At 42.0% G+C, this 23656-nt stretch carries 19 protein-coding genes; 7 read left to right on the top strand and 12 right to left on the bottom strand.

Annotation, left to right across the window (positions count from 1 at the left end; genetic code table 11):
• Positions 1-182: 182 nt before the first annotated feature.
• The 5 genes from GCHA_RS22135 to GCHA_RS22115 form a co-directional block, all read right to left on the bottom strand.
• Entirely contained in the window at positions 183-1565 is a 1383-nt protein-coding gene (locus GCHA_RS22135) for an NAD(P)(+) transhydrogenase (Re/Si-specific) subunit beta (protein WP_007992345.1), read from the bottom strand.
• 12 nt (positions 1566-1577) lie between these two features.
• Positions 1578-1862: an NAD(P) transhydrogenase subunit alpha part 2 gene (locus GCHA_RS22130; protein ID WP_007992343.1), complete on the bottom strand. Its 285-nt coding sequence runs from the start codon at positions 1860-1862 to the stop codon at positions 1578-1580.
• A 1-nt stretch (position 1863) separates the two neighbouring features.
• Positions 1864-3021, bottom strand: a complete 1158-nt coding sequence (locus GCHA_RS22125) for an NAD(P) transhydrogenase subunit alpha (protein WP_007992342.1) — start codon at positions 3019-3021, stop codon at positions 1864-1866.
• 177 nt (positions 3022-3198) lie between these two features.
• The gene (gene rhaM, locus GCHA_RS22120; RefSeq protein WP_033186970.1) at positions 3199-3513 is read right to left on the bottom strand and encodes an L-rhamnose mutarotase; all 315 of its coding nucleotides are present in this window, start codon (positions 3511-3513) and stop codon (positions 3199-3201) included.
• Between the two features lie 2 nt (positions 3514-3515).
• Entirely contained in the window at positions 3516-4427 is a 912-nt protein-coding gene (locus GCHA_RS22115; protein WP_007992339.1) for a DUF4861 family protein, read from the bottom strand.
• Between the two features lie 370 nt (positions 4428-4797).
• On the opposite strand from GCHA_RS22115, the gene GCHA_RS22110 reads away from it, so the two are divergent.
• Positions 4798-7866 (top strand): TonB-dependent receptor, encoded by a 3069-nt coding sequence (locus tag GCHA_RS22110; protein WP_007992337.1) that lies wholly within the window; start codon positions 4798-4800, stop codon positions 7864-7866.
• Between the two features lie 331 nt (positions 7867-8197).
• Here GCHA_RS22110 and GCHA_RS22105 read toward each other — a convergent pair whose 3' ends face one another.
• From GCHA_RS22105 to GCHA_RS22095, 3 genes are all read right to left on the bottom strand, one after another.
• Positions 8198-9463 (bottom strand): Y-family DNA polymerase, encoded by a 1266-nt coding sequence (locus GCHA_RS22105; protein WP_007992333.1) that lies wholly within the window; start codon positions 9461-9463, stop codon positions 8198-8200.
• The gene (locus tag GCHA_RS22100) at positions 9463-9867 is read right to left on the bottom strand and encodes a LexA family protein (RefSeq protein WP_007992331.1); all 405 of its coding nucleotides are present in this window, start codon (positions 9865-9867) and stop codon (positions 9463-9465) included. The genes GCHA_RS22105 and GCHA_RS22100 overlap by 1 nt, the downstream gene beginning before the upstream one ends.
• Before the next feature lie 667 nt (positions 9868-10534).
• A complete protein-coding gene (locus GCHA_RS22095) occupies positions 10535-10765 on the bottom strand; it encodes a hypothetical protein (RefSeq protein ID WP_007992329.1) in 231 nt (76 codons plus the stop codon).
• 579 nt (positions 10766-11344) lie between these two features.
• Here GCHA_RS22095 and GCHA_RS22090 point away from each other — a divergent pair.
• From GCHA_RS22090 to GCHA_RS22075, 4 genes are read left to right on the top strand one after another with little or no spacing between them, the layout of a single operon-like run.
• Entirely contained in the window at positions 11345-12346 is a 1002-nt protein-coding gene (locus GCHA_RS22090) for a sensor histidine kinase (protein WP_007992327.1), read from the top strand.
• A complete protein-coding gene (locus GCHA_RS22085; protein ID WP_007992326.1) occupies positions 12343-13035 on the top strand; it encodes a response regulator transcription factor in 693 nt (230 codons plus the stop codon). Before GCHA_RS22090 ends, GCHA_RS22085 begins: the two co-directional genes overlap by 4 nt.
• Before the next feature lie 4 nt (positions 13036-13039).
• The gene (locus GCHA_RS22080; protein WP_007992323.1) at positions 13040-13696 is read left to right on the top strand and encodes a potassium channel family protein; all 657 of its coding nucleotides are present in this window, start codon (positions 13040-13042) and stop codon (positions 13694-13696) included.
• Entirely contained in the window at positions 13693-15057 is a 1365-nt protein-coding gene (locus GCHA_RS22075) for a TrkH family potassium uptake protein (protein ID WP_007992321.1), read from the top strand. Before GCHA_RS22080 ends, GCHA_RS22075 begins: the two co-directional genes overlap by 4 nt.
• Before the next feature lie 52 nt (positions 15058-15109).
• Here the strand turns inward: GCHA_RS22075 and GCHA_RS22070 are convergent, their stop codons facing one another.
• A complete protein-coding gene (locus GCHA_RS22070; RefSeq protein WP_007992319.1) occupies positions 15110-15748 on the bottom strand; it encodes an RpiB/LacA/LacB family sugar-phosphate isomerase in 639 nt (212 codons plus the stop codon).
• Between the two features lie 383 nt (positions 15749-16131).
• On the opposite strand from GCHA_RS22070, the gene GCHA_RS22065 reads away from it, so the two are divergent.
• Together GCHA_RS22065 and GCHA_RS22060 are read left to right on the top strand one after the other, a co-directional pair.
• On the top strand, positions 16132-16446 hold the full coding sequence (locus tag GCHA_RS22065) for a cupin domain-containing protein (protein WP_007992317.1): 315 nt from the start codon (positions 16132-16134) through the stop codon (positions 16444-16446).
• A gap of 594 nt (positions 16447-17040) precedes the next feature.
• Positions 17041-17559, top strand: coding sequence for a DUF421 domain-containing protein (locus tag GCHA_RS22060; RefSeq protein ID WP_007992312.1), 519 nt, complete (start codon positions 17041-17043; stop codon positions 17557-17559).
• Positions 17560-20082: 2523 nt separating this feature from the next.
• Here GCHA_RS22060 and GCHA_RS22055 read toward each other — a convergent pair.
• The 3 genes from GCHA_RS22055 to GCHA_RS22045 are packed head-to-tail and all read right to left on the bottom strand — an operon-like array spanning position 20083 to position 23648.
• Positions 20083-21276, bottom strand: a complete 1194-nt coding sequence (locus GCHA_RS22055) for a glycoside hydrolase family 88/105 protein (protein ID WP_007992307.1) — start codon at positions 21274-21276, stop codon at positions 20083-20085.
• A 9-nt stretch (positions 21277-21285) separates the two neighbouring features.
• The gene (locus GCHA_RS22050) at positions 21286-23004 is read right to left on the bottom strand and encodes a GMC oxidoreductase (RefSeq protein ID WP_007992305.1); all 1719 of its coding nucleotides are present in this window, start codon (positions 23002-23004) and stop codon (positions 21286-21288) included.
• The gene (locus GCHA_RS22045; protein WP_007992304.1) at positions 23001-23648 is read right to left on the bottom strand and encodes a gluconate 2-dehydrogenase subunit 3 family protein; all 648 of its coding nucleotides are present in this window, start codon (positions 23646-23648) and stop codon (positions 23001-23003) included. Before GCHA_RS22045 ends, GCHA_RS22050 begins: the two co-directional genes overlap by 4 nt.
• Positions 23649-23656: the final 8 nt, after the last annotated feature.

The raw sequence follows: 23656 nt of genomic DNA, 5'->3' as shown, positions 1-23656 counted from the left end.
ATTTTCGCTTTATAAGTTGAGTAAAATTTACGTGGCATAGTACAAAGTTATGCACACAAACTGGTTTGCTTGCGGTGGTGCTAAGTGTTTAGTTAATATCTAAATCTCAGGTTTCTGTATTAAGTATTTGCCCTAAAGAGGCTAAGCGATGAGCCTCTTTAGGAGCAGGCTCATCAGTATTCCTAGTCGCTGAATTCTTTTATTAAACTGTTAATGGTCTCTTTTGCATCTCCTAACACCATTCTTGTATTGTCTTTAAAAAATAGTGGGTTATCGACACCGGCAAAACCTGCGTTAATGGAGCGTTTGAGTACGAAGACCGATTTCGCTCTATACGCTTCAATGACTGGCATACCGTAGATGGGGCTGCCTTTCATTTCCTTCGCTGCAGGGTTAACTACATCATTAGCTCCAATAACAATCACGACGTCGTAGTTTTCCATCCTAGGGTTTACATCATCCATTTCATACAGTTGATCATATGGTACGTCAGCTTCTGCAAGAAGCACATTCATGTGCCCTGGCATTCGCCCCGCAACAGCGTGAATAGCGTAATCAACACTGCATCCGTTATCTTCCAACAATGTTTGCAATTCTCTGACGGCATGCTGCGCTTGTGCAACAGCCATACCGTACCCAGGGATGACAAGCACAGCTTGTGCCGCTTCTAGCACGTAAAAAGCATCTTGTGGTGAAAGGATTTTCACCTCGCCCTTGATCACTTCCCCTTGCTCAATAGGCTTAGAGAAACCTGAAAGTAAGACATTCATGAGGGACCGATTCATTGCTTTACACATTATATTGGTGAGAATAAGACCCGAGGCGCCTACTAAAAGCCCTGTTACAATTAGAATGGTATTTCCGATAGCCAAGCCCGCAGCAGTTGCTGCAATCCCTGAGTAACTATTCAACAGTGCAATCACAACAGGCATGTCCGCTCCGCCAATTGAGATCGTAGCCCAAAGACCAAAACTTAATCCCAGTATAATAATTACATATAGCCACAGCCCATTGAGAGGTTCTGATATAAAGAAAATCCCCGCTATTACCATACCCACTAAATGCAATATGCTTAATTCTCTTAGGCCTTTGAATATAAAGGCTTTGGAGGACAGTTTGCCAGATAGTTTTCCCCATGCGACTACAGAGCCTGAGAATGTTATTCCACCTATTAATAGCGTTATAAGCAGCGTTACCAATAATGTATGATGACTGGATCCTGGGGGTTCTACTCCAATACTCAGAACTGTAGACCAAGCTAATAGCAAAGAAGCTGCTCCTCCGAAGCCGTTGAATAATGAGACCATTTCAGGCATTTGCGTCATTTGTACTGATCGTGCTTTCCAACCGCCATAGCATGCGCCAATAAGCATACCTGCAAAAATATATTGGTAAGTGATGATCTGATGGTCTAGCAACGTGGCGACGACTGCTATTAGCATCCCTATAGCTGAGATAAAGTTTCCTTTTCGTGCACTTGCTGGATGACTGAGCAGCTTCAAGCCAAAAATAAACAGCCCAGCGGCCACAACATAAGTAAGATTTATGATAATTTCTATAGTCATTTGGAGCGGCCTTTAATTAGAATTTTTCTTTTTGAACATGCCAAGCATTCGATCAGTCACTAAATAGCCACCCACCACGTTAATGCTCGCTAAGGTAACTGCGGCGGTGCCCAGTATGGTTGTTAGAAGGTCATGATCTGCCCCAGAGGCCACAAGAGCGCCAACTAACGTGATACCCGATATAGCGTTTGAACCAGACATTAACGGTGTGTGAAGGGTGGCAGGAACTTTTCGGATTAATTCGAAACCAAGAAATGCTGCGAGCAGCACGATGAAAAGTAGATAGATAGTTGCCACGTTAAGCTCCTTTATATGCTTCTGTTAGCATGTCGTTTGTAATAGCTCCGTTATGGGTAATAACGCAGTTTGCAAGAATGTCGTCTTCTAGATCGAGCAAGAAATTTCCGGTATCTGCATCTATAAACTCATCAAGTAGATTGAAGATATTATTGGCATACATATCAGTTGCATCGCGGGCCACGTCTTGGCTCCAGTTGCCGTTACCTACTAAAGTGATGCCATTGATTTTGATAGTTTCACCAGCCTTAGAGCCTTCTACATTGCCTCCAGATTGAGCAGCCATATCGACTACCACGCTGCCTAACCTCATCTTTTCAAGAGTGCTGCTCTTTATCAGTAAAGGGGGCTTTCGACCGAAAAGTTGAGCCGTTGTAATAACGATGTCTGAATCAGCGATTGCTTTTTGCTGTGCGGCTTCTAACTTATTTTTTTGCTGTTCTGTTAGCTCTTTCGCATAACCATCTTTTGTTTCGCCGGTATCTCCGATATCAATTTTTAAAAATTTGGCTCCCAATGACTCAACTTGTTCAGCAACAACCGGTCTGGTGTCGTAAGCTAACACACTTGCACCTAACCGCTTTGCAGTGGCAATAGCTTGTAGCCCTGCCACCCCAGCCCCAATAATAAATATCTTCGCGGGTTTGATTGTTCCCGAAGGAGTCATCATCATAGGTAAAATAGAGGGTAAGTTAGCCACGGCCTTCATTACCATGACATACCCAGCCAAACTGGCTTGGGAACTAAGTGCATCCATTTTCTGAGCTCTTGACGTCCTAGGGACCATCTCAACAGATACAGTAGTAATGCCGGTCTGGCATAGTTTGGTGACCAATGATTTTTGGAAGAAGGGGTCAATATGGCCAATCACAATTGCATTATTCGCCAGTCGAAGGATGAGCTCCTCATGAGGGCTGTTAACACATAATAGGATATTAATTTGCGAGATAATGGGTTCAATTGTATCGACAACGTGAGCGCCAGCTGCTTCAAATTCTTTATCTTCGTACAGGGATAGGGCGCCCGCATCTTGCTCGATAAATACATCAATACCCTTACGGGTTAGTTTTGCTACGGTATTCGGTGACGCCGCACATCGCTTTTCTGTGTGCGAGGTTAAAAGCGCACGCTTTGCTTCATTTAAGATTAGGATTTTCAATTATCTCTCCTTTTTTGCTAACAGGAGAATGAGTAAACGACTCATTCAGTATACGTTTTCTGTCGTTTACTGATGTAGGGGTGCCGAGTAAAAGCTAGTGAAATGAGCTCGCGATTTCGATTGTTTATATTATTGTGTTGAGATCGCGCGCCTGAATATTAAGGTGAGTGGTTAAAATTACTCAAGATGAAAGACCTGCGACAACTCAGTCGTAACCGGTTCGTTATCTTCAAAGGTTTCCATAATGTCTGCCATGTACGCCCACCATTTTTTTACTATGGGGTTTAGAGGGAGTGACTCCATGGTGTGGGTATCCTCGCGTTTCAATACTGCAAACAGTTTGTTAGACCTTGCTTCATAAAAAATACTGTAGTCTGAGACGCCAGAGCTCTTAAGTTCATGCACTAACTCAGGCCAAATCTCATCATGTCGTTTTTTATACTCGACTTCAAAGCCTGGCTTGAGCGTCATTACAAATGCTATTTTTTCCATTTTTACTGCTCGAAGTTATTAAGATAATTAGTCCACTGATCTATTGAGGTAATTTCACCAGCCCCTTCCCAGCCGAAACCTGAATAATATGTTAATTCGCCAACTTGAGAGGATTGCGTTACCAACCATATATGGCTCGTATCTTTGGTCTTTGACGGAGTGTGAATTATCTTTTTGACCTGACTTGGTTCAATTAAAGCGCCGGTTCCAAGTCCTTGTTGGTCTATTTCCTCCCATGCGGCGATCCAGCCTTGTTGCTTGTTCTGATATACGCTGGCTTTCTCATCGTGAGTGGCAACGCCTATAGCAATAGGGAGCGAGGCAGGAGCTCCATTTAAGTAAAAAATAGAGTCGACTTTGTACAACTGAGAGCCGAGAGGTAGCGAAACTGTTTTCTCTTCTTTAACTTTACCTAATGGCGTTTCAAAGTCGTAATAGAGCGTAAATTTAACTTCGCCACCATTATTTTGATGTATTTTATACGTCGTAAAGTTATGTGCGTAATAGGGGGTGTCATCTACCCAAACTGCGCTTCCACCAACACCGCGACTGATACCAGTGTGGTATGGGTCATAACCTTCTCCCCTGTCTTCGTGGTATGTCTGTCCTGCGAAGTGCATTTCGTACCACTTATCAATAATTGAGTAATCTACTTTCTTCAGCCAAGCGTCAACACCGCTTGCATGCCCGGCTAATGGTGCTGCAGGTCCATATACTCTAAATGCTACTTTGTCGTTTTCCCAAGCAAAGTCGTCACGTCTCTCTGGTACAAATGAAGCGTATGATTTTACTTTATTCGTGTTTTCATTTTGATGCGCTTGTTCATTAGATTGAATTCCTGATGAACAACCAACAAAGAACGAGGCTGCAAGTATTGTTGTAACTGGGACAAACGCCCACTTAGGTATATACATCTTAAAACTCCTACGACTATTCGAAACTAAGGAAAACACATTACTGTCAATGGGCATTTCCTATGAAGCCTGAAGCTGAGGTTCTGAGAAAGCATAGATTGACGTAACAGGTTAATTTTCGCAGTGTGACCGATAATGATTGATATTGCATTATTATGAGCCTGATTGCAATGACATATTATACGAGAATGTCTAATGACATTGCTCCTTCTACAGTCCCTTGCTTGTCAGGGGGGTATGAGGGTAGGTTTGCTCTATTTTATTCTGTTAATTTTTAATTCACTTAATCGCAACAAATTGATTGAGTATGATTAACAAGTGATTTATATTTCCCGAAAATGATCGTTTATGATTTTTTAAGGAGAGGGAAATGCTAAAAGTAAACACAAGAAAACTATATTTGGCTGCAGCAATATCTTCAGCTTTTGCTTGCGTGACAATGAGTTCTCAGGCGCAGGTTTCTCAAGACGAGAGTGAAGGAAACCCAGAAACAGAAGTGATTGAAGTTCGAGGAATTAGAAGTGCATTGGCGAGTGCGTTAGCAGAAAAACGTTCTGCCGATAGTATTAAAGAAGTTATTCAGGCTGAAGATATCGGCAAGCTACCAGATCAAAACCTTGCTGAGGTACTTGAAAATGTAACTGGTGTGCAAATCGACCGCACCGCAGGTGTTGGTACTGGTGTCCAGATTCGAGGAACCAGCGCCAATAGAGTTGAAATAAACGGGGTTTCTACTGTCGGTAGTGGTAGTGGGCGCTCTGGTATCAGTTTTGATGACCTGCCTGCGGCGCTAATATCCTCATTAGAAGTGATTAAGGTACCAACAGCTAAAACGATTGAAGGATCTGTCGGCGGTACGATAAACCTCAGAACGCTTAGAGCTCTAAGCTTAAACGAACAGCTGCTTTCATTTCGAGCCCAAGCTGAAAATAGTGATTTGGCAGATGCTACTTCGCCGAGAGTTTCCGGAACGTTTGGAGACAATTGGGATACAGACTTTGGACGAATTGGGATTGTGCTGACAGGAAGTTATGCCGAACAGCAGGTAGCATCGTTCGATCCACGGCTCGATCGGGATAGAGAAGTGTTACCGGGTTCTGGAAGTGGAAGTGCAGAGTCTTTTCCATTTCTAAGAACGCAGTTTCTGGAGCAAATGACAACGCGATACGAATACGAGACCAATAACTTTACTGCCTCCGTAGAATTCGAGCCTATGGATAACCTAAAGTTATACTTTGATGCGACGGTCAACAAACAAGAGCGAGCGCAGAAGACGTCTAGAGCCTACATATCGGGTACTGGAGGCGCTGCAGTGGTCGATAATACGGTAAACAATGAATTTGAAACGATTAATTTAGGGACAATAGATGGCCCTAACGGTCCTCTTGAATTGGGAGAAGTTCAAGCGGTGCTAAGTGGGACATTAGGTGTTGGCGTTGATAGTAACAATAATAATATTGATCCCAATCTACGTGTTGGCACTATTACCGGCTCGCGTATTACAGATAGTGATGTTTTCGCAACCGGATTTGAGTGGGAATCAGATCGACTTAAATTGAATTCTGAAATATCTTATTCTAGCTCAGATTCAACGTTCCCTAGATTGAATACCGATCTTGATTTTATTAATCCTTATGGGCCACAACCTTCTGCTGGGCTCAGCATTGATAATGGCGTGCCGATTGAATTCGATGCATCTGGCGGAGTGCTTCAATTTGGTATAGCGCAAGGGATGGACTCCTCACCACTTAGCGAAGATCTGCTTAATCCAGCAAATTATGCTCTACGTAGTGTAGGAGTCGGGCGAAACTCTCAGGAGAATGCCGAGACTGCTTTTAGAGTTGACGGTACATATGACATATCAGATTTAAACCCCTATTTTTCAGATATCAAAGCAGGGGTACGCTGGAACAAGAATGAAGCGCTGAGTAATAACGTAAATTCGTCATCTAATTTTTCAAACCCTAATACAACGTTTTATCGACCTACCGCGGATCTCTTCGCGGATGTAGTCGCGCCAGGTCCGAGTAATTTTAATGAAGCTGATAGTAGGCGTTTATATATTGCTGATTATCTTGGAATCGATGCAGACGTCGCATTCTCGAACCCTGAAATGGTTCTTAACGCTTTAAACGATGCGATAATAGCTAATAACGCCACACAGATTGCCAACTGTAATATTACTGAAGGTTATGCAACTCTTTCTGAGCCTTCATTACAACTCGACTCTTTTTTTGATATAGAAGAGGAAACTACTGCACTTTATGTTCAAGGCGATTTCCATTTTTACGTAAATGATATCCCTATTCGTGGCAATTTAGGCCTTCGTTACATTGACACAGAAGTAACATCAGTTGGTAATAATATTGAAAATGGACAGGCAACTGGACTCCGAGAAGAGACATCATCATATGACTATTTTTTGCCACGTTTTAGCCTAGCGGCAGAAGTTATCGATGACCTGGTTTTACGAGGTGGGATAGCAAAAGATATACGTAGACCCGATTTTGATAACTTGTCTACGTCGATAAACTTCCCAGGAGGAGCTGGTTCAGCTGTTCAAGTGGGTAATCCTGGGTTAACACCTGAAGAAGTTATTTCTTATGATATTTCTGCCGAATATTACTTTTCAAACTCTAGTTTTGTCAGTGTTGGGTTTTTCCATAAGAAACGCACTGATATTTTTGCCGCTGTGAGAGATAACCCAGAAGAGCCTATTGGTGAAAATGGTCAAATAGAACGTGATATTACCGACCCATGTGAAGGGGGCGGTATATGGAATCCAACGGTGACAGATCGCAATGTTTGGTCATCAGTACCCGGAACTGGAATTTGTGTACCATTGCAAACTACGATTAATTTGCCAAATGAGGAAACACAAACGGGTGTTGAGATAGCGTTTCAACATGATTTATCAGCATACGAAGATACACTTGGTTGGGCTTCAGGGTTTGGTCTTATTGCTAATTATACTTATCAAGAATCAGGGTCTAATATCGACACCTTTAGACCTGCTACCGGCGATGGGAATGCTCTGAATAACCTTTTAGGACGAACAGATACCGATCAATCGACCTCGACACTCAGCGATGACATCGTAGAAGAGCGAATCGAACTAGAAGATTTATCCAAAAATGCATACAACATCACTCTGTTTTATGACAAATACGATCTTAGTATCAGAGCTCGTTACACGTGGAGATCGTCGTTCAAAACGGGCAATTTGATTAGTTTCGATATGCCAAGAATTGTTGATGATAGAGCGCAACTGAATATGAGCGTTAGCTATGATATTAACGATTCTATGAGTGTAGGTTTAGAAGGAATAAACCTTCTCAGGGAAGATCGAACACAATGGTGTGTCAATGAAGGGGCCTTGTTGTGTGAGCAGGGGTTAACAGATCGTCGAATTATTCTTGGTGTGACGGCGAATTTTTAGCTATTTTAATTTAGCGTAACAGTAAATTTTTTAACGGTGCCCCCAATAGTCGTTGTCGACGAGTATTGGGGGCGTAATACTCTCAGCTAACTTCAGTCTTCTAAACTCATTGTATATTTCTTGAGGATTGACCAATATAGTCAAATAAAAGACATATTTTTCTCTGCCTTCATCTATCAGGAGCATCAAATGTACGAAGACCTTATTTTGCTAATCCCACTGGCACTGTTAGTTATCGGTACGATGCTGGTAATTCGCTATCCGAAAAAAACAACCACTGGCGATGACCATAGAGATTAAGCCTTTATCTCTAATGGTTTGAGGCTCGCACCTAGCAGAGAATTTTGGGGATATCACTCCATTTTGTCGTGTATTGAGGGGACAGGAACTCTCGTCGCATAGCAAACTTTTGCTCGAAGCCTTTGGCGGCCATTTGAACTGTGGAACGTCCGTATTTAGCGTTAATATTATCCATACAAGACATGAGCTTAGCGTTGTCATTTGATGGGCTGAATAAGTCGTATTGAAACAGCCCCTCATCGTGCAAGTCCAATAGCCCCACACCGCATTTGTAATAACGAACACCTGATTGATAAAGCTGCACCATAGCGCTTTCAATCACGCTTACGATGTTGCGGGTGTCATTAGTCGGCACAGTAAAGTGATGAAAGTGTGAGCGGCGAAAATACCCTTCTGCATCATGAGGAGAACTCGTCGCAAATAGCGTCATGCTTGCGGTCAGACTCTTTTGCTTGCGCAGCTTTATCGCGACCGTCTCAGCATGGCTAGCTAACGCACTGCGTAGCTCGTTGAATTCTGTAATCCGATTACCAAAGCTTCTCGTGCTGTATATCTCTTTTTTAGCAGCACGCACACTATCCCAAGTATGGCGTACCTCACCATTTAACTCTCGCACCGTATTTTCGACAATTATTGAAAACTCCTTGCGAATTTGCGACGGGTCTCGATTAGCTAGCTGCCATGCGGTATTAATTCCTAATGCGTTTAGTCGCAAACCTAATCGTTTACCAATACCCCACACTTCCGTCACATCCATTTGTGATAGCACATCTTTGCGCACTGCCAGAGTATCTAATACTGCAACGCCTTTGAATCCTTCTACTTTTTTAGCTGCATGGTTCGCCACCTTGGCTAATGTGGGCGTTGGGCCGATACCCACGCAAATAGGCAGTCTAACCTCGCGCCAAACGGTTTTTCGAATCTGAGTCGCTAGGGCTGTCCAGCCTTCTTGGGGCGGCGTAGCCTCGTTACCGTAATATAAAAAACACTCATCAATGGAATATACGTTAATGTCAGGGGCGAAACGTGCGCAGGTATCCATCATGCGCTGACTTAAATCTGCGTAGAGTTCGTAGTTGCTAGAGCGAATAACGACTCCGGCTGCCTCAAGCTCCTTTTTCACCTGAAAGTACGGCACGAACTTCTTACCCACACCTAAGCGCTTAGCAATGCCACAAGCCGCACAGATACAGCCGTCGTTGTTTGTCAGTACTACCACTGGCTTATTGCGAATTCTGGGGTCAAAGACCTTCTCGCAACTGGCATACATGCTGTTGGCATCACACAAGGCGAACATCAGAGTTGCTTCTTAAAGGGTCGATGTAAGCGAATAGAGCGCGTCACCACCCCCTCTATCTGAAAGTCGTCACCTTCTTGCAAAAAATATGGCGGAAATCGCTTACTGGAAGACAGTAAACAGCGCTGCACTTTATCGATTTTCTTGCACACGAATACACCGTTGAGGTTAGCCACCACCACGTCTTGGTCTTTAATTTCTTGAGCGCGGTCTACAATCAACAAGTCACCTGAGAAAATACCATCACCTTTCATCGACTCGCCCTGGGCAACACCAATGTAGGTTGCTGAGGGGTGGTCAATCAGTAGCTGGTCTAAATCTAAGTTAAGCTGTGTGTATTCTGCCGCAGGTGACTCGAAACCAACGATACCCGCAGACGCTTTTATGGGGATAAACTTCAACATATACTGTAATTATATACAGTATTATTTTATTTGAAATACACTTCGTAATAACTTTTTATGTGAAAAGTAAGGTATCTATAACGTAAGGGAAGATCAGTATATTGCTATTTGAAACGCACGCCCAAAGCTTTTACGGGTAAACTAATCAACCTAAATGAAAGTTCTCATAACGCTAGGATACTGACAAAGTCGGTTTTGAAATGCGTGGCCAAAAACACAATGGCGTTATGATAGTGATCTGGTGGAAAAAGTGCCGTAAAAGAGTGATACGAAACACAATATAATTCTGCTATTGATAGTACCGCTCAATTACTTGTCGATAATGGTCATCAGCAAGCAGTTATTGACTACTTAGATGGCATCACTACTCAGTGGTTATGGGTGATGGAATACAGAATTACACGAGGCCGTGATTTGGACTCAACAATTCAATTGAGTCAGTACGCGCAGGAAACGTTTTGACAATAGTACTGAATAATGAGGAAAAAATTACACTATTTTGCCTACGGATTACGTCTAACACGTAGTTTTACTTTGCCGCTTGCGGTATGAACTAGATAAGATGAGTGATGCGATATTGACGGCATTGCGAGAGCGCAGCGATACAGACCATAAGTGCCATAGGAGCACCGCTGCACTATTTGTAATACAACTATCTGCGTTAGTATTAGTGTTGTGACTTACTTCTTAAAATGGAGGTAATTAATACCCCACCTAAGACGGCCAGCCCAGTGGATTTGATAGGATTGGCTTTAACATAGCTATACGCCCCAGTTATCGTACTGATAGCTTTCTGCCGCTGACTGGATACTGCTTTGTATAACTTGCGTTTTTCCGTTTCACTAATCGTGTCCGCAATTGTTTCTGAAATGCTATTTTTATCCAACTGATTGCTCATAGAGTCCTCCGAGATATTATTGATTTCGTCGTGTTAACAGCAGCAATCTGCATGCCACTTGGACTTAACGAGCAGTTATGTAACTTAAACTAATGCTCTCTATGGCGTTCAAAACCGTGAAGCGATGGAACATGCGTTTTTAGCGGTATGCTGTTACTTAAGACGTTTGGTGACATTCATGAGATAAAACGTCACTTTATGCGGGGGCAAAAGTGTATCGCTGGTAAGGAGAGTCCTATCTAGAATTGTGAACACCATGCGCGTTATTGCGAGGTGAGTGAGTCATTAGATGTCGCCGCGGATTGGGTCGCGATAGCAATAGTCGATAGTGAATTCGCTAAATCGATAGTGGATTACTCAGAAACGGGTAATTACAGAATCAAGCGCAGAGCCAAAATAAGACTAATCAAGGCACTATTAAGCAGTCTTTTGCAAAGCCAGGAACCCTTCTCATATAGCCAACACTCTTTAACCTTCTAAACTCAGCAGACTCGTTTTTACACAAATTTTACGCGTTTTATTTGCAATTGATTGTTACATTAATTAAACCCTAAAGATTCGAGTAAATATAACGCCGTCATGCACCCTACCGCGCTTACTATTTTAATTATGCTGTTAGCAATACTCATCTGCTTTACGATGAGCAGCTGGTTTATGCCCATTGGTGGAATATTACTTATCTTACAATTTGGAGCGGCTAGCTGCGCAATATTATATTCACGCTCAAACGGATTACTCGCAGCTTTAATTGGCGCTGTCAGCTTTAATTTTTTGTTTACCCAGCCTCAATTCTCTATTCGCATGGAAAACATAGAAGATATTATCAATATGGCGACATTTGTCGTTGTGGCATTTGTGACAAGTGAATTCACTACGTTTTATCAAAAGCAACAAAAGGCGCTGCGAGTTGCTCAGATGCAAGCAGATATATTGCGCTCCGTATCACACGACCTTAGAACACCGCTCGCCTCTATTATTGGTTCGATGGAAACGCTACATGAATATTCTACAAATCTTGAGGAGAGCGAAAAAACGGGACTTATTAGTGGCGCGCTTCAAGAGAGCAAGCGCCTGCATGCATATATTGAAAACATTTTGCACGCAACTAAGATACAAAACGATCTACTTATTGCAGCACGAACTCCCACGGATATTGAGCGGATTTTTAGCGATTTAGAAAGCCGCTTTAACACATCTCGGCTTGAGATTTTTGTCCTTGTGAGCTCCCCAACTATTATTGCTAGCGAACCTCTGTTGCAACAAGCAATCTATAACGTCGTTGATAATGCGTTGAAATTTAGCCAAGACAAAGTACTTATTCATGTGTCCGATACAGAGGAAAATCTTAAGATTACTGTCAAAGATAATGGCTGCGGATTACCAAATAACGATACCGAAGCACCGTTTCAACTTTTTTCTTCTTCAAGAAAGGGCGATATAGGCAAGGGCGGGATAGGCCTAGGATTAAACGTGGCACGCGGCATAATTTCTGCGCACAAGGGTACCATTCAACTTAGAAATACAAACCCCGGTTGTAAGGTCATTATTATGCTTCCCACCATCAATGAGCCAGCGTCATGAGCACAGTATTAATTATTGAAGACGAAATCAATATTCGAACAATGATTAAAATTGCTCTTTCAGTCGAAGGTTATACCTGTCTAGAAGCTTCAACGGTGCGCGACGGAATCCATATCGCAATATCTTCATTGCCAGACTTAATAGTTCTTGATCTCGGTCTACCCGATGGCGACGGTCAAAGGATATTGAAAAGGGTAAGAGAAACTAGCAAAGTTCCCATACTAGTATTATCCGCCAGACATTCAGAAACGGTTAAAGTGCAACTACTTATGGCAGGGGCAAACGATTATGTGCATAAGCCATTTAGTGTTAAAGAGCTCATCGCTCGAATAAGCGTTTTGTTAAGAGATTTAACCCCCATTATTTCCGAAGCAAAGCCCCTGAGGCAAGTCGCTGGGCTGAGTATCGATATTAACTCAAATACAGTGCAGGCCTATGGCAAAAAGGTATTACTCACACCCAAAGAGTTTCAACTATTAGATATATTAACCAGAGAGCCTGGGGTATTTGTCAGCCAGCAGCGCATACTTCGTTCGATATGGGGTGTACATCGAAGTGAAGATTCCCATTACGTGCGTATCTTAATCAGCCATCTTCGCAAAAAGATCCAAGTAGCAACCAAGCCATCTTTCATAATAGAGACAGCAGCAGGACAAGGTTACCGCATTAATTGTCATCCTTCGGAGTAGCGTTATGGCACATTTTACCGTTATTGGCTTAGGTCGGTTTGGTTTGACCGCCAGTCTTGAATTAATTCATATGGGACATACCGTTACCGGAATAGATAAAGACGAAAAACTAGCAGAGCAACATGCTGGTGAATTAACTCAGACGTTGATTTGTGATGCGACTGACGAGAAAGTGCTTAAAGACCTTAATTTATCGCAAAGCGAATCGGTATTGGTCGCCATAGGTGAAGACATGCAATCCAGTCTGCTTTGCACCCTAAACCTAAAAGCACTAAATGTTAAAGATATATGGGTTAAAGCAAATACCTCCGCACATCACACTATACTTTCCAAGTTGGGTGTATCGCGGATAATTCATCCAGAAGAAGAGATGGGAGCCCGTGTAGCTCAGGCGTTGAATTATCCTATGGTGAATGATTATTTAAGCCTAGGCCATGGTCAATACATCGTTGACATAAATTTGCCTAGCTCCTTTTCAGGTCGCCCTATTCAAACTCTGCTAAAAGGTTATGTGAATACAGTGTCTTGCCTTGTGTTAAAGCGAGGACAACATATCGAGCAGTCCCCCAGTTTAGAATTTGACTTGATAGCAGGTGACACCGTTATTTTGTGTGGACCACGTGAGTCTCTTATTAAAATCGCCCCAAGGCTCGAGCGATGACTAAATGGAGTTTACAGAAACGACCATCTCACAAAAAAACCAAAAATGCCTCTAAAGTTCAAGCCGCTCCACCGCTTATTCTTTCTTTGAGTTTTTTGGGAGTGATATTCATAGGCACCTTACTCCTTATGCTCCCTGGCATGACCACACAGCCAATTTCATGGATACAAAGCCTATTTACCGCAACTTCGGCAGTGACGGTTACCGGCTTGGTAGTAGTCGACACAGGCACGGTTTTTACAACATTAGGACTAACAGTAATCGCATTACTCATTCAAATAGGTGGGTTAGGATTAATGACATTCGCTGTTGTTACTCTTATTGCTTTGGGCGGAAAAATCAGTTTTATCCAACAATCTGCAATCAAGGAAGCGTTTAATCAGACCGACCTATCAACCTTAGTGTCAACTGCAAAGTCAGTACTAATATTCGCCTTTGTCATAGAATTGGTCGGTTTCATAATATTATCCATGTTTTGGTTACAAACAAAAACATGGAGCGAAGCACTTTTCCACGCTTTCTTTTATACCATTTCAGCTTTCAACAATGCCGGCTTTGCCTTAAATGAAGACAGCCTATCTTCATATGTTGGTAGCCCCACTATCAACCTAACCATTACAGGGCTTTTTATTATTGGCGGGCTCGGGTTCTCTGTTTGGATCGAATTACTTAAAAAACGTAAATGGCAAGGTCTATCGGTCTATAGCAAAGTAATGATTCTTGGAACAGTGCTAGTCAATATAATAGCGGTCGTACTTTTCTATATCATAGAAGAAGACAACCCAAATACCTTAGGTTCCCTTGATGGTGTATCTGCATTTTGGGCGACTTGGTTTCAAGCCGTAACACCAAGAACGGCCGGGTTTAACACATTAGCTATCTCAGAACTTGAAAATGCCTCTACCTTTCTCATGCTCCTGCTAATGTTTGTTGGAGGCGGGTCCATGAGCACAGCAAGTGGTATAAAACTGGTCACTTTTATCGTGCTAATTTTATCCGCTTACAGCTATCTTAAACGAGATCCTTCTCCAACTTTGTGCGGTAGAGCAATCAGTTCTGAAACCAGAAACAAAGCGCTCGCACTGACACTTATTTCCACTGGTGTATCCTGGGTGGCAATTTTTCTATTATTGATAACCGAAGACGCACCGTTCCTTGACGTAGCATTTGAAGCTATTTCAGCCCTCGGCACTGTAGGGTTATCGAGAGGATTGACAGGAGATCTATCAAATATTGGTGAGCTGATTATTATAATACTCATGTACATGGGACGTTTAGGCCCACTCACACTTGCATATTTCTTGGCCAGCCCACGTAACGTAAGAGTCTTGTATCCTAATGGAACATTAACCATCGGGTAAAACAGTAAAAAGCAGGCTCATTTAGAGCCCACTTTCTTCTTTCGTTATTTATCTATGATAGTAAGGATCTTACGTAGGCCTTCACTGATTCATCTTGACCATTCTCAAATAAGCATTGCTGGAAGCGTTCTCCAGAGACGGCGACTTTCACAAGGTTTTGATCAATCTTTTTCAAAGTATCCACATAGCTTTCGGCGGCGAGTCCTGCTTTTAGTTCGGCTAAAATGGCAGCATTTTTGACTTGAGGCTCTTTTCTTTCTACTGGATACCCATTCCCTCTCTCGCCTGTAAGAGCTTTTTCAAATATGTATCGAGCATTAAGTTCTGCACCCCATCCAAAGCCTTTTGCAAAAGGTAGGGCTAGTGCATTGCCGTTATTAACTTGATTAAATAAAAATGCATCGGACGGGTCGATACAATATCCGCAAAATACACCTGGCTGAGCATTCAGTGACATAAGAGCGCCTTGCCCTGTGCCACAACCAGCAATAACAAAATCTACTGCTTTCGAGTTTAATAAAATTCCAGCCATTATGCCTAGATGAACATATGTAAGGTGATGATCACCCTCACTGCTCATGCCAACGTTATAGACATCATGTCCCAAGGAACTTGATACAGCCTGCAATTCCCCAAGAATTATCGGATTTTTTGCTGCTTGACTATTTTCCATCATTAAAGCTATTTTCATGACTACACCTGATTGAATGTGATTAATAATGGCTATATTAACATCTTTATTAACGAGAATTAAGTACCAACGCGGTAAAATAAACCTTCTAGATGAAACGAGAAAAATCCTCTGGATTTAGTAAAAAAGCGTGTTTTTCCTCATGTTCAAAATCGATAACGTTATAGAGCTCACCTATTAAATAGTTTTTTGCGCTCGTTTATTCAAGGACGAGTAAGAGCAAACAATGTATAACACTAAAAAATTCTGCTTTTCTATCCTCCATATTTGACGGATAATGATTGATTATGAGGTTGCAGCGCGAAACTGACTCTTTTGCCCACGCGTGACATTGTTACGAGTAATGTTTTGACTTTTTTAACATCTATAGACAAGGGAGCTATATGAACACGCAAGTGAGAGAAATTGAAGATCTAGGAGAAGGCATTAAGCGACAAATACTTGCTTACAACAAAGATATTATGGCGGTTAAGGTATGGTTTGATAAAGGCGCTATCGGCTACGCGCACAAACATCATCATACACAAATCACTTATGTTGAAGAAGGCGAGTTCATTTTCACTATCGCCGGTAAAGAGCGCATATTAAAAAGTGGGGACTCTTGTATTATCCCTCCTAACGTTGAACATGGAACGACGACAACTACTGGTGGATTATTAATCGATACATTTAGCCCTATGCGTGAAGATTTTTTATAGAACAAAACTTTTATCAATGTGAATCAGCTAAATAACGAGGAGTGAGTGATTCATCTTGGTCATTCTTTGGGTGGGAAAAATCGTTGGTGTTTCGCCCTTTACGCTAGTATTTCTGACTCTAAATCGGCAGCCGTTAAACCCGCAATATTAACACAATCAAGATCGTCTCAACTGGCCATTATGTGAATGGAAACGAAATTTTTATAATCATTAGCGCTTTCAGTTACAGGAATAATTTACCTTCCCCTTAAGCAAAATCGTGTAAAAAAGTATTCCTGATCAAGCTTTCATGCTCATACATTTTTAACTACTAAGAGCTAATAGTAATTGACGATATTGAGAATTATCTCTGAGCCAGAGTGGGCGCGGCAGTTAAGCTACTTTAGCCAATTTCATTTCAAATTGGCTTGGTCTTTGCTGAATAGGCTTGATATTAGCAACACTAATTTGCTAATGAAAAACGTCTAGGCCGCACCTACCATCTTTTGTAACGCTACAGAAAACGCATTAGGGGGAATACAATCCAAGGTAACCACTAGTATTTTACAGCTAGTTTTTAAAATACTAAATTTGCACGAAATTAAGGAGGTAGTCATGTTTGTTAACGATCCATTAGTGGACCTTTTTTTACGAGCTATTTTGTTAACCGGAATTGCAATGTTCTGGGTTGTATTGCTTGTACGCGTAAATGGTCTGAGATCGTTCTCTAAGATGACCAACTTTGATTTTGTTATGACGGTTGCCATTGGTTCTTTACTCGCAGGAGCAAGCCAATCAACCGAGTGGACTAGTTTTATACAGACAATGCTATCTATGGCGATGCTCTTCATCGTCCAATATTCCACCGCCACTCTTCGTAAAAAATCAACAACGTTCGAGTCTATAATGCAAAATAAACCTGCTTTACTGATGCAGAATGGGGTGATCTTACATGATGCCTTAAAAGCTACTCGTGTGGCTGAAAGTGACCTCATTGCGAAGCTTCGAGAAGCAAATGTTTTAGACCTCGCACAGGTTCGTGCTGTCGTACTTGAAACCACTGGCGACATTTCTGTCATTCATGGTAGCAGTTGTTCTGATAAATTATTGCAAGGTGTTAGAACGGTTAAATAAATGGGGACAATCAGCAAACGATTTGTTTATGGACGTAGAAAGCTTTTTAACCCAATACTCTTCAATGGCTTTTCGACTTCGCTGAAGATGGCAAGTTAGGTTTTTTAAGTATTTAATTGCCATATTTTTGATCAACTTCTAGGCTCGAAAACTACATTTTTTTTTACTATTTCGGCTTAGCTATGCACGTGAAGTGGCCAACTCAGTGAATTGAAAATTAGACGAATTGACTGCTTTATTGATGAAGAAATGTAATACCCCCATAAAGTCGGAGCAGTCTTAAGTTCGCCCAAAGGGAATTCCCCTACGGGTTTTGCACTGCGTTCTTGGTACTTGAAAGGGAACAACCAGTACTGCACACCGACGCGTTGTTAAAACTCGCTGAATGAATTCTCAGAGGGTAATTATTTAATGGAATTGTTATCACAATGGTTGAGGCTATGGTTTCACGTTTGAATTCAACAATATGTTTTATAAGTCCGCTTCCTCAGTAAAATTGATCGACATCATCAATTAATAGTGTAGCTACTAAACGCTCAAATTTGCCGAGCCATACCCTTGTGCTGCAAGCCAGATAGCCCTGTAAGTTGAGTATTTGTATCAGTCGGCGAGATTAACGTGCTGAGGAAGCCGGTCAACTCGATAGCGTTCCAACATTATATTCAGGACAATAAAACATGCAGCTAGTTAATCGCTTTAGACACCCATTTTAGATGTATTTCTGCTTTAAACCTCGGCCGGTACCGTGTTGCCTTAAAGATTGTTCCAAAACAATAGTGGCAGTTGTAGTGGTTTTTTAAGCACTCTAAATGTAAGCGTTTTTGGTATTATGCAAGGTATTAAAAAATTCATATTGAAATCAAATTAAACTGCTTTAAGTACGATGAGAAGTGTTAAATTTATTGCTTGAAAGACGCTCTAATTTAGAAACTAGTGCCAGTGAATTTAAGAATTTTGCTAACGCAGCAAACAAACTACTTCACGCTATATCGCTGGGCTTGGATACGTAATTAGACGCAGTCCCACTGCCTCAACACTCGATATATTCTGACGATTACTTCGTTGAAGATGCTAAGTTTAAGTATTTAGTTGCGTGATATACTCTGAAAAAAGAGTGCGCGACTGAAGCATTTACCATGATGTAAACTACTGAATCATCGTTTTTTTGGGCAAATTTTACGTGCGCAAGGTCCCGTGTGTTCGCTTTTTTTTTGCTATTTCGGCTTAGCTATGCACGTGAAGTGGCCAACTCAGTGAATTGAAAATTAGACGAATTGACTGCTTTATTGATGAAAAAAGTCGATTGAAATGCATTCTCTTAAAGCAAGTTAATAACGAAAAAGTGTTTTAAATTGACGGCCAAAAGATACTATTTAGTAGATCTTTTTTGAATCATTTCGAGCAACTTTTTTGTGATTAAATGTCGAAATTTATCTCGCTTTTTTACCTGTTTCTTTCTGCTGTTTTGTAAATTTTCGGGAAGGAAATTTGACATTTTTTATTGATTAAGTCGTAATATTTTTTGACTGAATAACATACCTTTCAACGCCGTTTAGTCTCATCTCATCTGCTCAAAATGACGATTTTGGGTCAATTTCAAAAATCGTGATTCGCAGTTTATTTTGACACTCAAAAAGCTAAAAACATTGATTTTTGTCAGTTCTGAATTGCAGAGTTTGTGTAAGACGAAAAACGGTCTTGGAGCGCAGTGAAAAAGCGTTACCCCTGAAACCGAATAATTCAATTCTGGATCCTATCCCCCCCGTTACTCCTGAAATTTTATTTCAGGGGTAACACTTTTTCCGTTTCAGGGGTAACACCTGATATTTCAACCAAATCATCCTTTTTTAGGGTAATATATTTGACCATTGATTAACTGTCGTATTTGCGATTTGATTTTTACTTTAAAAACAAAATGAGCGACGAATTTTCGCTTTATCGTCAGACTTAGACATCTGCGATGTTGATGATTTTTTATCGAGCTCTTTTATTACATTATGAAGTCTCTCGTGTTAATAATTTCATAGCGCAAAGTAAGATCAGAATGATGTCAGTTAAAGTAAAAATAATTCATGATCTTTTCACTTGGCAGAGACGCATAAATATGTGTGGATTGGAAACAATCTAAAACGATTAGGTTGAGTGGTTCTACTTATTAATTCTTAGAGGGTGAACAGACAAGTTAAGTGTCTACGAAACGGGGTGAAGATCAAAGGTCTTTTCTCAGTGTGGCATTAATGCCTTTTAAATTGGTATTGCCATCACTTGCTTCTTTGGTGGTGCTTATGTAGTAGGTGCCTGACAATCGCAACGTTAACCTGTGTTGGTACCTTGCTACCAAGCGTTTTTAAGGCAGATGCATTTCCTCTTGGATCGGTAGGATTATTAGTACAGTGCGCCGCCAACACATGCCCAGTAAACGACGCTATACCAATGACACAAACTGTTTTAATTTTTATATAATATTTATGATCACGTTTTTACACTAGCAAGGCAGTGTCCGTGATGGTTGAGAAAGAAAGCTCATTTTTGCCCTAAAAAGTCATATAGTGCGCTGCCAGCAAGTAAAAAAGCGCCAACTCCGAAAAGCTGAGAATCGTCTTTTGTCACCACGTCGGGCTTTTCATTGACGCCTTGTACCCAGCCGAATTTACCGTCGGGGTGCACGGCTGACGACAGTACTTTCCAGCCCTTCATTGCGGCAGGTAAGTAAGCTTCGCTTTCTAGTAATCCGTTGTTCATTCCCCAAATTATCCCGTAAGTGAAAAATGCGGTTCCGCTTGTTTCGGGTTCTTTATAGTTTTCCCCTGCAAGTAATGACATAGGCCAGGCACCGTCGGCTTTTTGCAGCGCTACTATGGTTTTTGATAATTGAAGATACAGTGCTTCATAATAAGAACGATATTTGTGGCCAACAGGAAGACTTTCTAGCGAGTGAACGACGCCAGCGTAGACCCAGCCCATACCCCGTGACCAAAACACCTGTTCTTCGAATTTTCCCTTTTTATTGAAAAAGCGAGAATCTCTGAAGACAAGTTTGGTTTTCGGGTCTTGTAAGTAATCGATAGTGGCTTTAAATTCTTTGTGGGCATAGTTCGCGTATTTCGGGTCGCCGGTAATAGAAGACAACTCGAAGAGCGCAGGAGGAGCCATGAACAGCGCATCAGCCCAGCACCAACGCCACTGACAGTTGTGTACCTTGTCTTTATTTCTGTCCGCCACAAATTCGAGGCTATTGTCGGGGGCTTGCTCAATGAGCCAGTCAAACGTTTCTTTTACTGGCGCAAGCGCTTCTTCGTTTTTGTGCCTGCGGTAGTACCAAAGGTTAGTTTGGGCGATAACATGGTCATCAGCGAAGTATTTTACTTTCCCTAGCTTCCAATTGTGATCTTTACCAACATAACCAATCCATGTTTCATAAAAAGGATTTTCAGAGCGCTCAGCTAGCTTTGTCAAACCTTTGTAAAAGGCGCCTTGAATCCACCTTCCGTAAGCTTCAGACCCCGCTCTCGCTCGGCCAACATGCGTCATATGCTGGGTACGGGCTATTTGCCAATTCGCTACCTTTTCCATTTGGGCCATAACGCCTTCTTTGAGAGGAAGTGCCTCTTGCTGATCACCGTTTGCCAGCGATACAAACGGAAAGCATGCGAGTATGAAAGTCGTTAATAGTGGTCTAAATACTTGAGTTAAGATTTTGATTATTCTGTTTGGCATATTCACACCTTAGATGATGTTTCTTTGAAGTAATTTTGACGCGTAGTCTGCTGCGCGAGCGGTAATAGCCATGTATGTTAAGGACGGGTTCTGTGTTGCACACGAAGCCATACAAGCGCCGTCGGTTACAAACAAGTTGGGTACATCGTGTGCTTGCCCCCAGCCATTTAGTACCGATGTGTTCGGATCGCTTCCCATACATGCGCCGCCCATTTCATGTACTTGTTTGCCCATGGGAATGTGCTTGCTTTGTGGTGTGGCAGCAACTTCAATATTTGTACAACCGCCTGCTTCAAGCATTTCTTCAATGTCTTTAGCCGCCTGCTTAATCATCTTCCGTTCGTTTTCTTTTATTTCGGCATCGATATGAAGTAGGGGCATGCCCCATTCGTCTTTTTTGCTAGGATGCAGGGTGGCGACATTGTCATAATAGGGCAGTACTTCTCCGTACATAAAAGCTCTGAAGCGCCACGGACCCGGCTGCCCAACGTTTTGTTTGGCAATAATTCCGATACCTTTTTCTTTGGCCGTGGGCCGGGTAGAGGAGCGGTGTTGTGCGGTGGTTTGAAAGCCAAAACCTCTTACAAAATCAGCATCAGCGCGCTTTTCATGCCGATAATTTGGGATATAAGTAGCAATAGGGCGTCGTCCAAATGCAAATTTATCTTCACCACCCGGTACATCTGCACTCGCCACTACACCGGTGACATGTCCCAGTATGTAACGTCCCAGCATGCCGCTGGCATTTGCGATACCGGTTGGAAACGTTTCCGATTTAGAATTTAGCAGTACTTGCACGGTACCAAGAGATGATGCGCACATAAAAACAACACGGCTTTTGTATTGCCTTCTTTCTTTCGTATTTGTATCGATGACGGTAACACCCAAGGCCTTTTTACTGCTCTCATCGTAATCAACTCGTTCCACAATCGCATCGGTGACTACCGTCAAATTACCGGTTTTCTGCGCAGCAGGAAGAGTGGCTGACTGAGAACTAAAATAAGCGCCAAATGTGCACCCGCGGCGACAGTATGAACGAGCCTGGCATTTGCTTCGACCCAAAGCGGTTTGTTCCTGACTTGGTGATGTGAGGTTTGCCGCTCTGCCAATGATGAGGTGCCTATCGGTGTAGCGTTTCGCAATATTGTTGGAAATATATTGCTCGGCATAGCTCATTTCCCATGGCGTTTGAAATTCCCCATCAGGTAATGTCTCTAAGCCATCTTTATTGGCAGAAACGCCGATAAACTTTTCGACATAACTATACCAAGGTGCCAAGTCGTCGTAGCTAATAGGCCAAGGGATACCATGCCCGTCCTTCGCGTTTGCCTGAAAATCCATAGGGCTCCATCGCAAAGCTTGACGCCCCCATGTTAAAGATCGTCCGCCCAGTTGGTATCCGCGAGTCCACATAAAGGGTTTATCTTTAGGAAAGCTGTAGGGGTGTTTCTTATCGTCCACAAAAAAATGCAGTGCATCTGTTTTGTATAAATGACCTTTTTTTCTTAGAGTAGCGTAGTGACCATTATCGGCGAGTTCTTCATCAGGCATTCCACGGTTTTGTAGTTCCCATGGCGCTTGAAAATCCTTGTACTCAGGCCCTCTGTGTTCTACGTTTCTGCCTCGCTCCAAAACTAGGGTATTGAAGCCTCTTTCGCAAAACTCCTTCGCTGCCCAGCCACCGGTGATCCCTGAACCAACAATAATGACATCATATTCTTTGTTCATAAGTATTTTCTCTTGTGGATTGCACTCAGCTCAGACTCTGTAAGGTTTCCCTTGTATCCGCCAGGGACTAAGAAGAAGTTGGGATTAGCTTCTTCAGAAGAGTAGTGAATATGGAAAATCAGCGCTTTTATTCGCTTATATGCCGTTGAAAATTCGTTTCTGTCTTTTTCGAAAGCGTTTCCATCGACATATTCTACGAAGGCTTCACGCTCTTTTTTTGTGAGTGAAAAGTAGTTTGAGTTGTTAGCACCTTTCGCTTTTGATTGAAATTGAGCTAAGAAGTTGGTGAATTGTCGCTGAGTGGATGACGATGCCCAAGAGACCATTAACTCATCTAACACTTGCGCAGTGTGAGAATCTGAAGCTCCAGGGGTGTTTGTAGTAGGTATCATTATATTCGCAAGATCATAAACCAGCGTCATTTGATCAGCGTTAAAGAAAGCCGCATCTGACTTAAAGACGTTGAGTTTAAGCACCTTTTTTAGCTCTGATGGTAAAACAGAAGCTGAAACCACATACAGCATAGCGCCTAAGAATATCCGTCTGTTTATTTCCACATTACCCTCTTCTTCTTTTGACTCGGGAAATTTGATGACGTTGATACTACCTATAAAAACAAGCCAAAAGCAATCATTATCAATCAAAATAATTT

Source organism: Paraglaciecola chathamensis S18K6, from assembly GCA_000314955.1.
GTDB lineage: Bacteria > Pseudomonadota > Gammaproteobacteria > Enterobacterales > Alteromonadaceae > Paraglaciecola > Paraglaciecola chathamensis.
This window is presented reverse-complemented; position numbering and strand designations above follow the sequence as displayed.

Bases quoted from the DNA above. Each gene is read 5' to 3' on its own strand.
- GCHA_RS22135 (WP_007992345.1), bottom strand. From the start codon at position 1,565: ATGACTATAGAAATTATCATAAATCTTACTTATGTTGTGGCCGCTGGG.
- rhaM (WP_033186970.1), bottom strand. From the start codon at position 3,513: ATGGAAAAAATAGCATTTGTAATGACGCTCAAGCCAGGCTTTGAAGTC.
- GCHA_RS22115 (WP_007992339.1), bottom strand. From the start codon at position 4,427: ATGTATATACCTAAGTGGGCGTTTGTCCCAGTTACAACAATACTTGCA.
- GCHA_RS22110 (WP_007992337.1), top strand. From the start codon at position 4,798: ATGCTAAAAGTAAACACAAGAAAACTATATTTGGCTGCAGCAATATCT.
- GCHA_RS22105 (WP_007992333.1), bottom strand. From the start codon at position 9,463: ATGTTCGCCTTGTGTGATGCCAACAGCATGTATGCCAGTTGCGAGAAG.
- GCHA_RS22100 (WP_007992331.1), bottom strand. From the start codon at position 9,867: ATGTTGAAGTTTATCCCCATAAAAGCGTCTGCGGGTATCGTTGGTTTC.
- GCHA_RS22095 (WP_007992329.1), bottom strand. From the start codon at position 10,765: ATGAGCAATCAGTTGGATAAAAATAGCATTTCAGAAACAATTGCGGAC.
- GCHA_RS22090 (WP_007992327.1), top strand. From the start codon at position 11,345: ATGCACCCTACCGCGCTTACTATTTTAATTATGCTGTTAGCAATACTC.
- GCHA_RS22085 (WP_007992326.1), top strand. From the start codon at position 12,343: ATGAGCACAGTATTAATTATTGAAGACGAAATCAATATTCGAACAATG.
- GCHA_RS22080 (WP_007992323.1), top strand. From the start codon at position 13,040: ATGGCACATTTTACCGTTATTGGCTTAGGTCGGTTTGGTTTGACCGCC.
- GCHA_RS22075 (WP_007992321.1), top strand. From the start codon at position 13,693: ATGACTAAATGGAGTTTACAGAAACGACCATCTCACAAAAAAACCAAA.
- GCHA_RS22070 (WP_007992319.1), bottom strand. From the start codon at position 15,748: ATGAAAATAGCTTTAATGATGGAAAATAGTCAAGCAGCAAAAAATCCG.
- GCHA_RS22065 (WP_007992317.1), top strand. From the start codon at position 16,132: ATGAACACGCAAGTGAGAGAAATTGAAGATCTAGGAGAAGGCATTAAG.
- GCHA_RS22060 (WP_007992312.1), top strand. From the start codon at position 17,041: ATGTTTGTTAACGATCCATTAGTGGACCTTTTTTTACGAGCTATTTTG.
- GCHA_RS22055 (WP_007992307.1), bottom strand. From the start codon at position 21,276: ATGCCAAACAGAATAATCAAAATCTTAACTCAAGTATTTAGACCACTA.
- GCHA_RS22050 (WP_007992305.1), bottom strand. From the start codon at position 23,004: ATGAACAAAGAATATGATGTCATTATTGTTGGTTCAGGGATCACCGGT.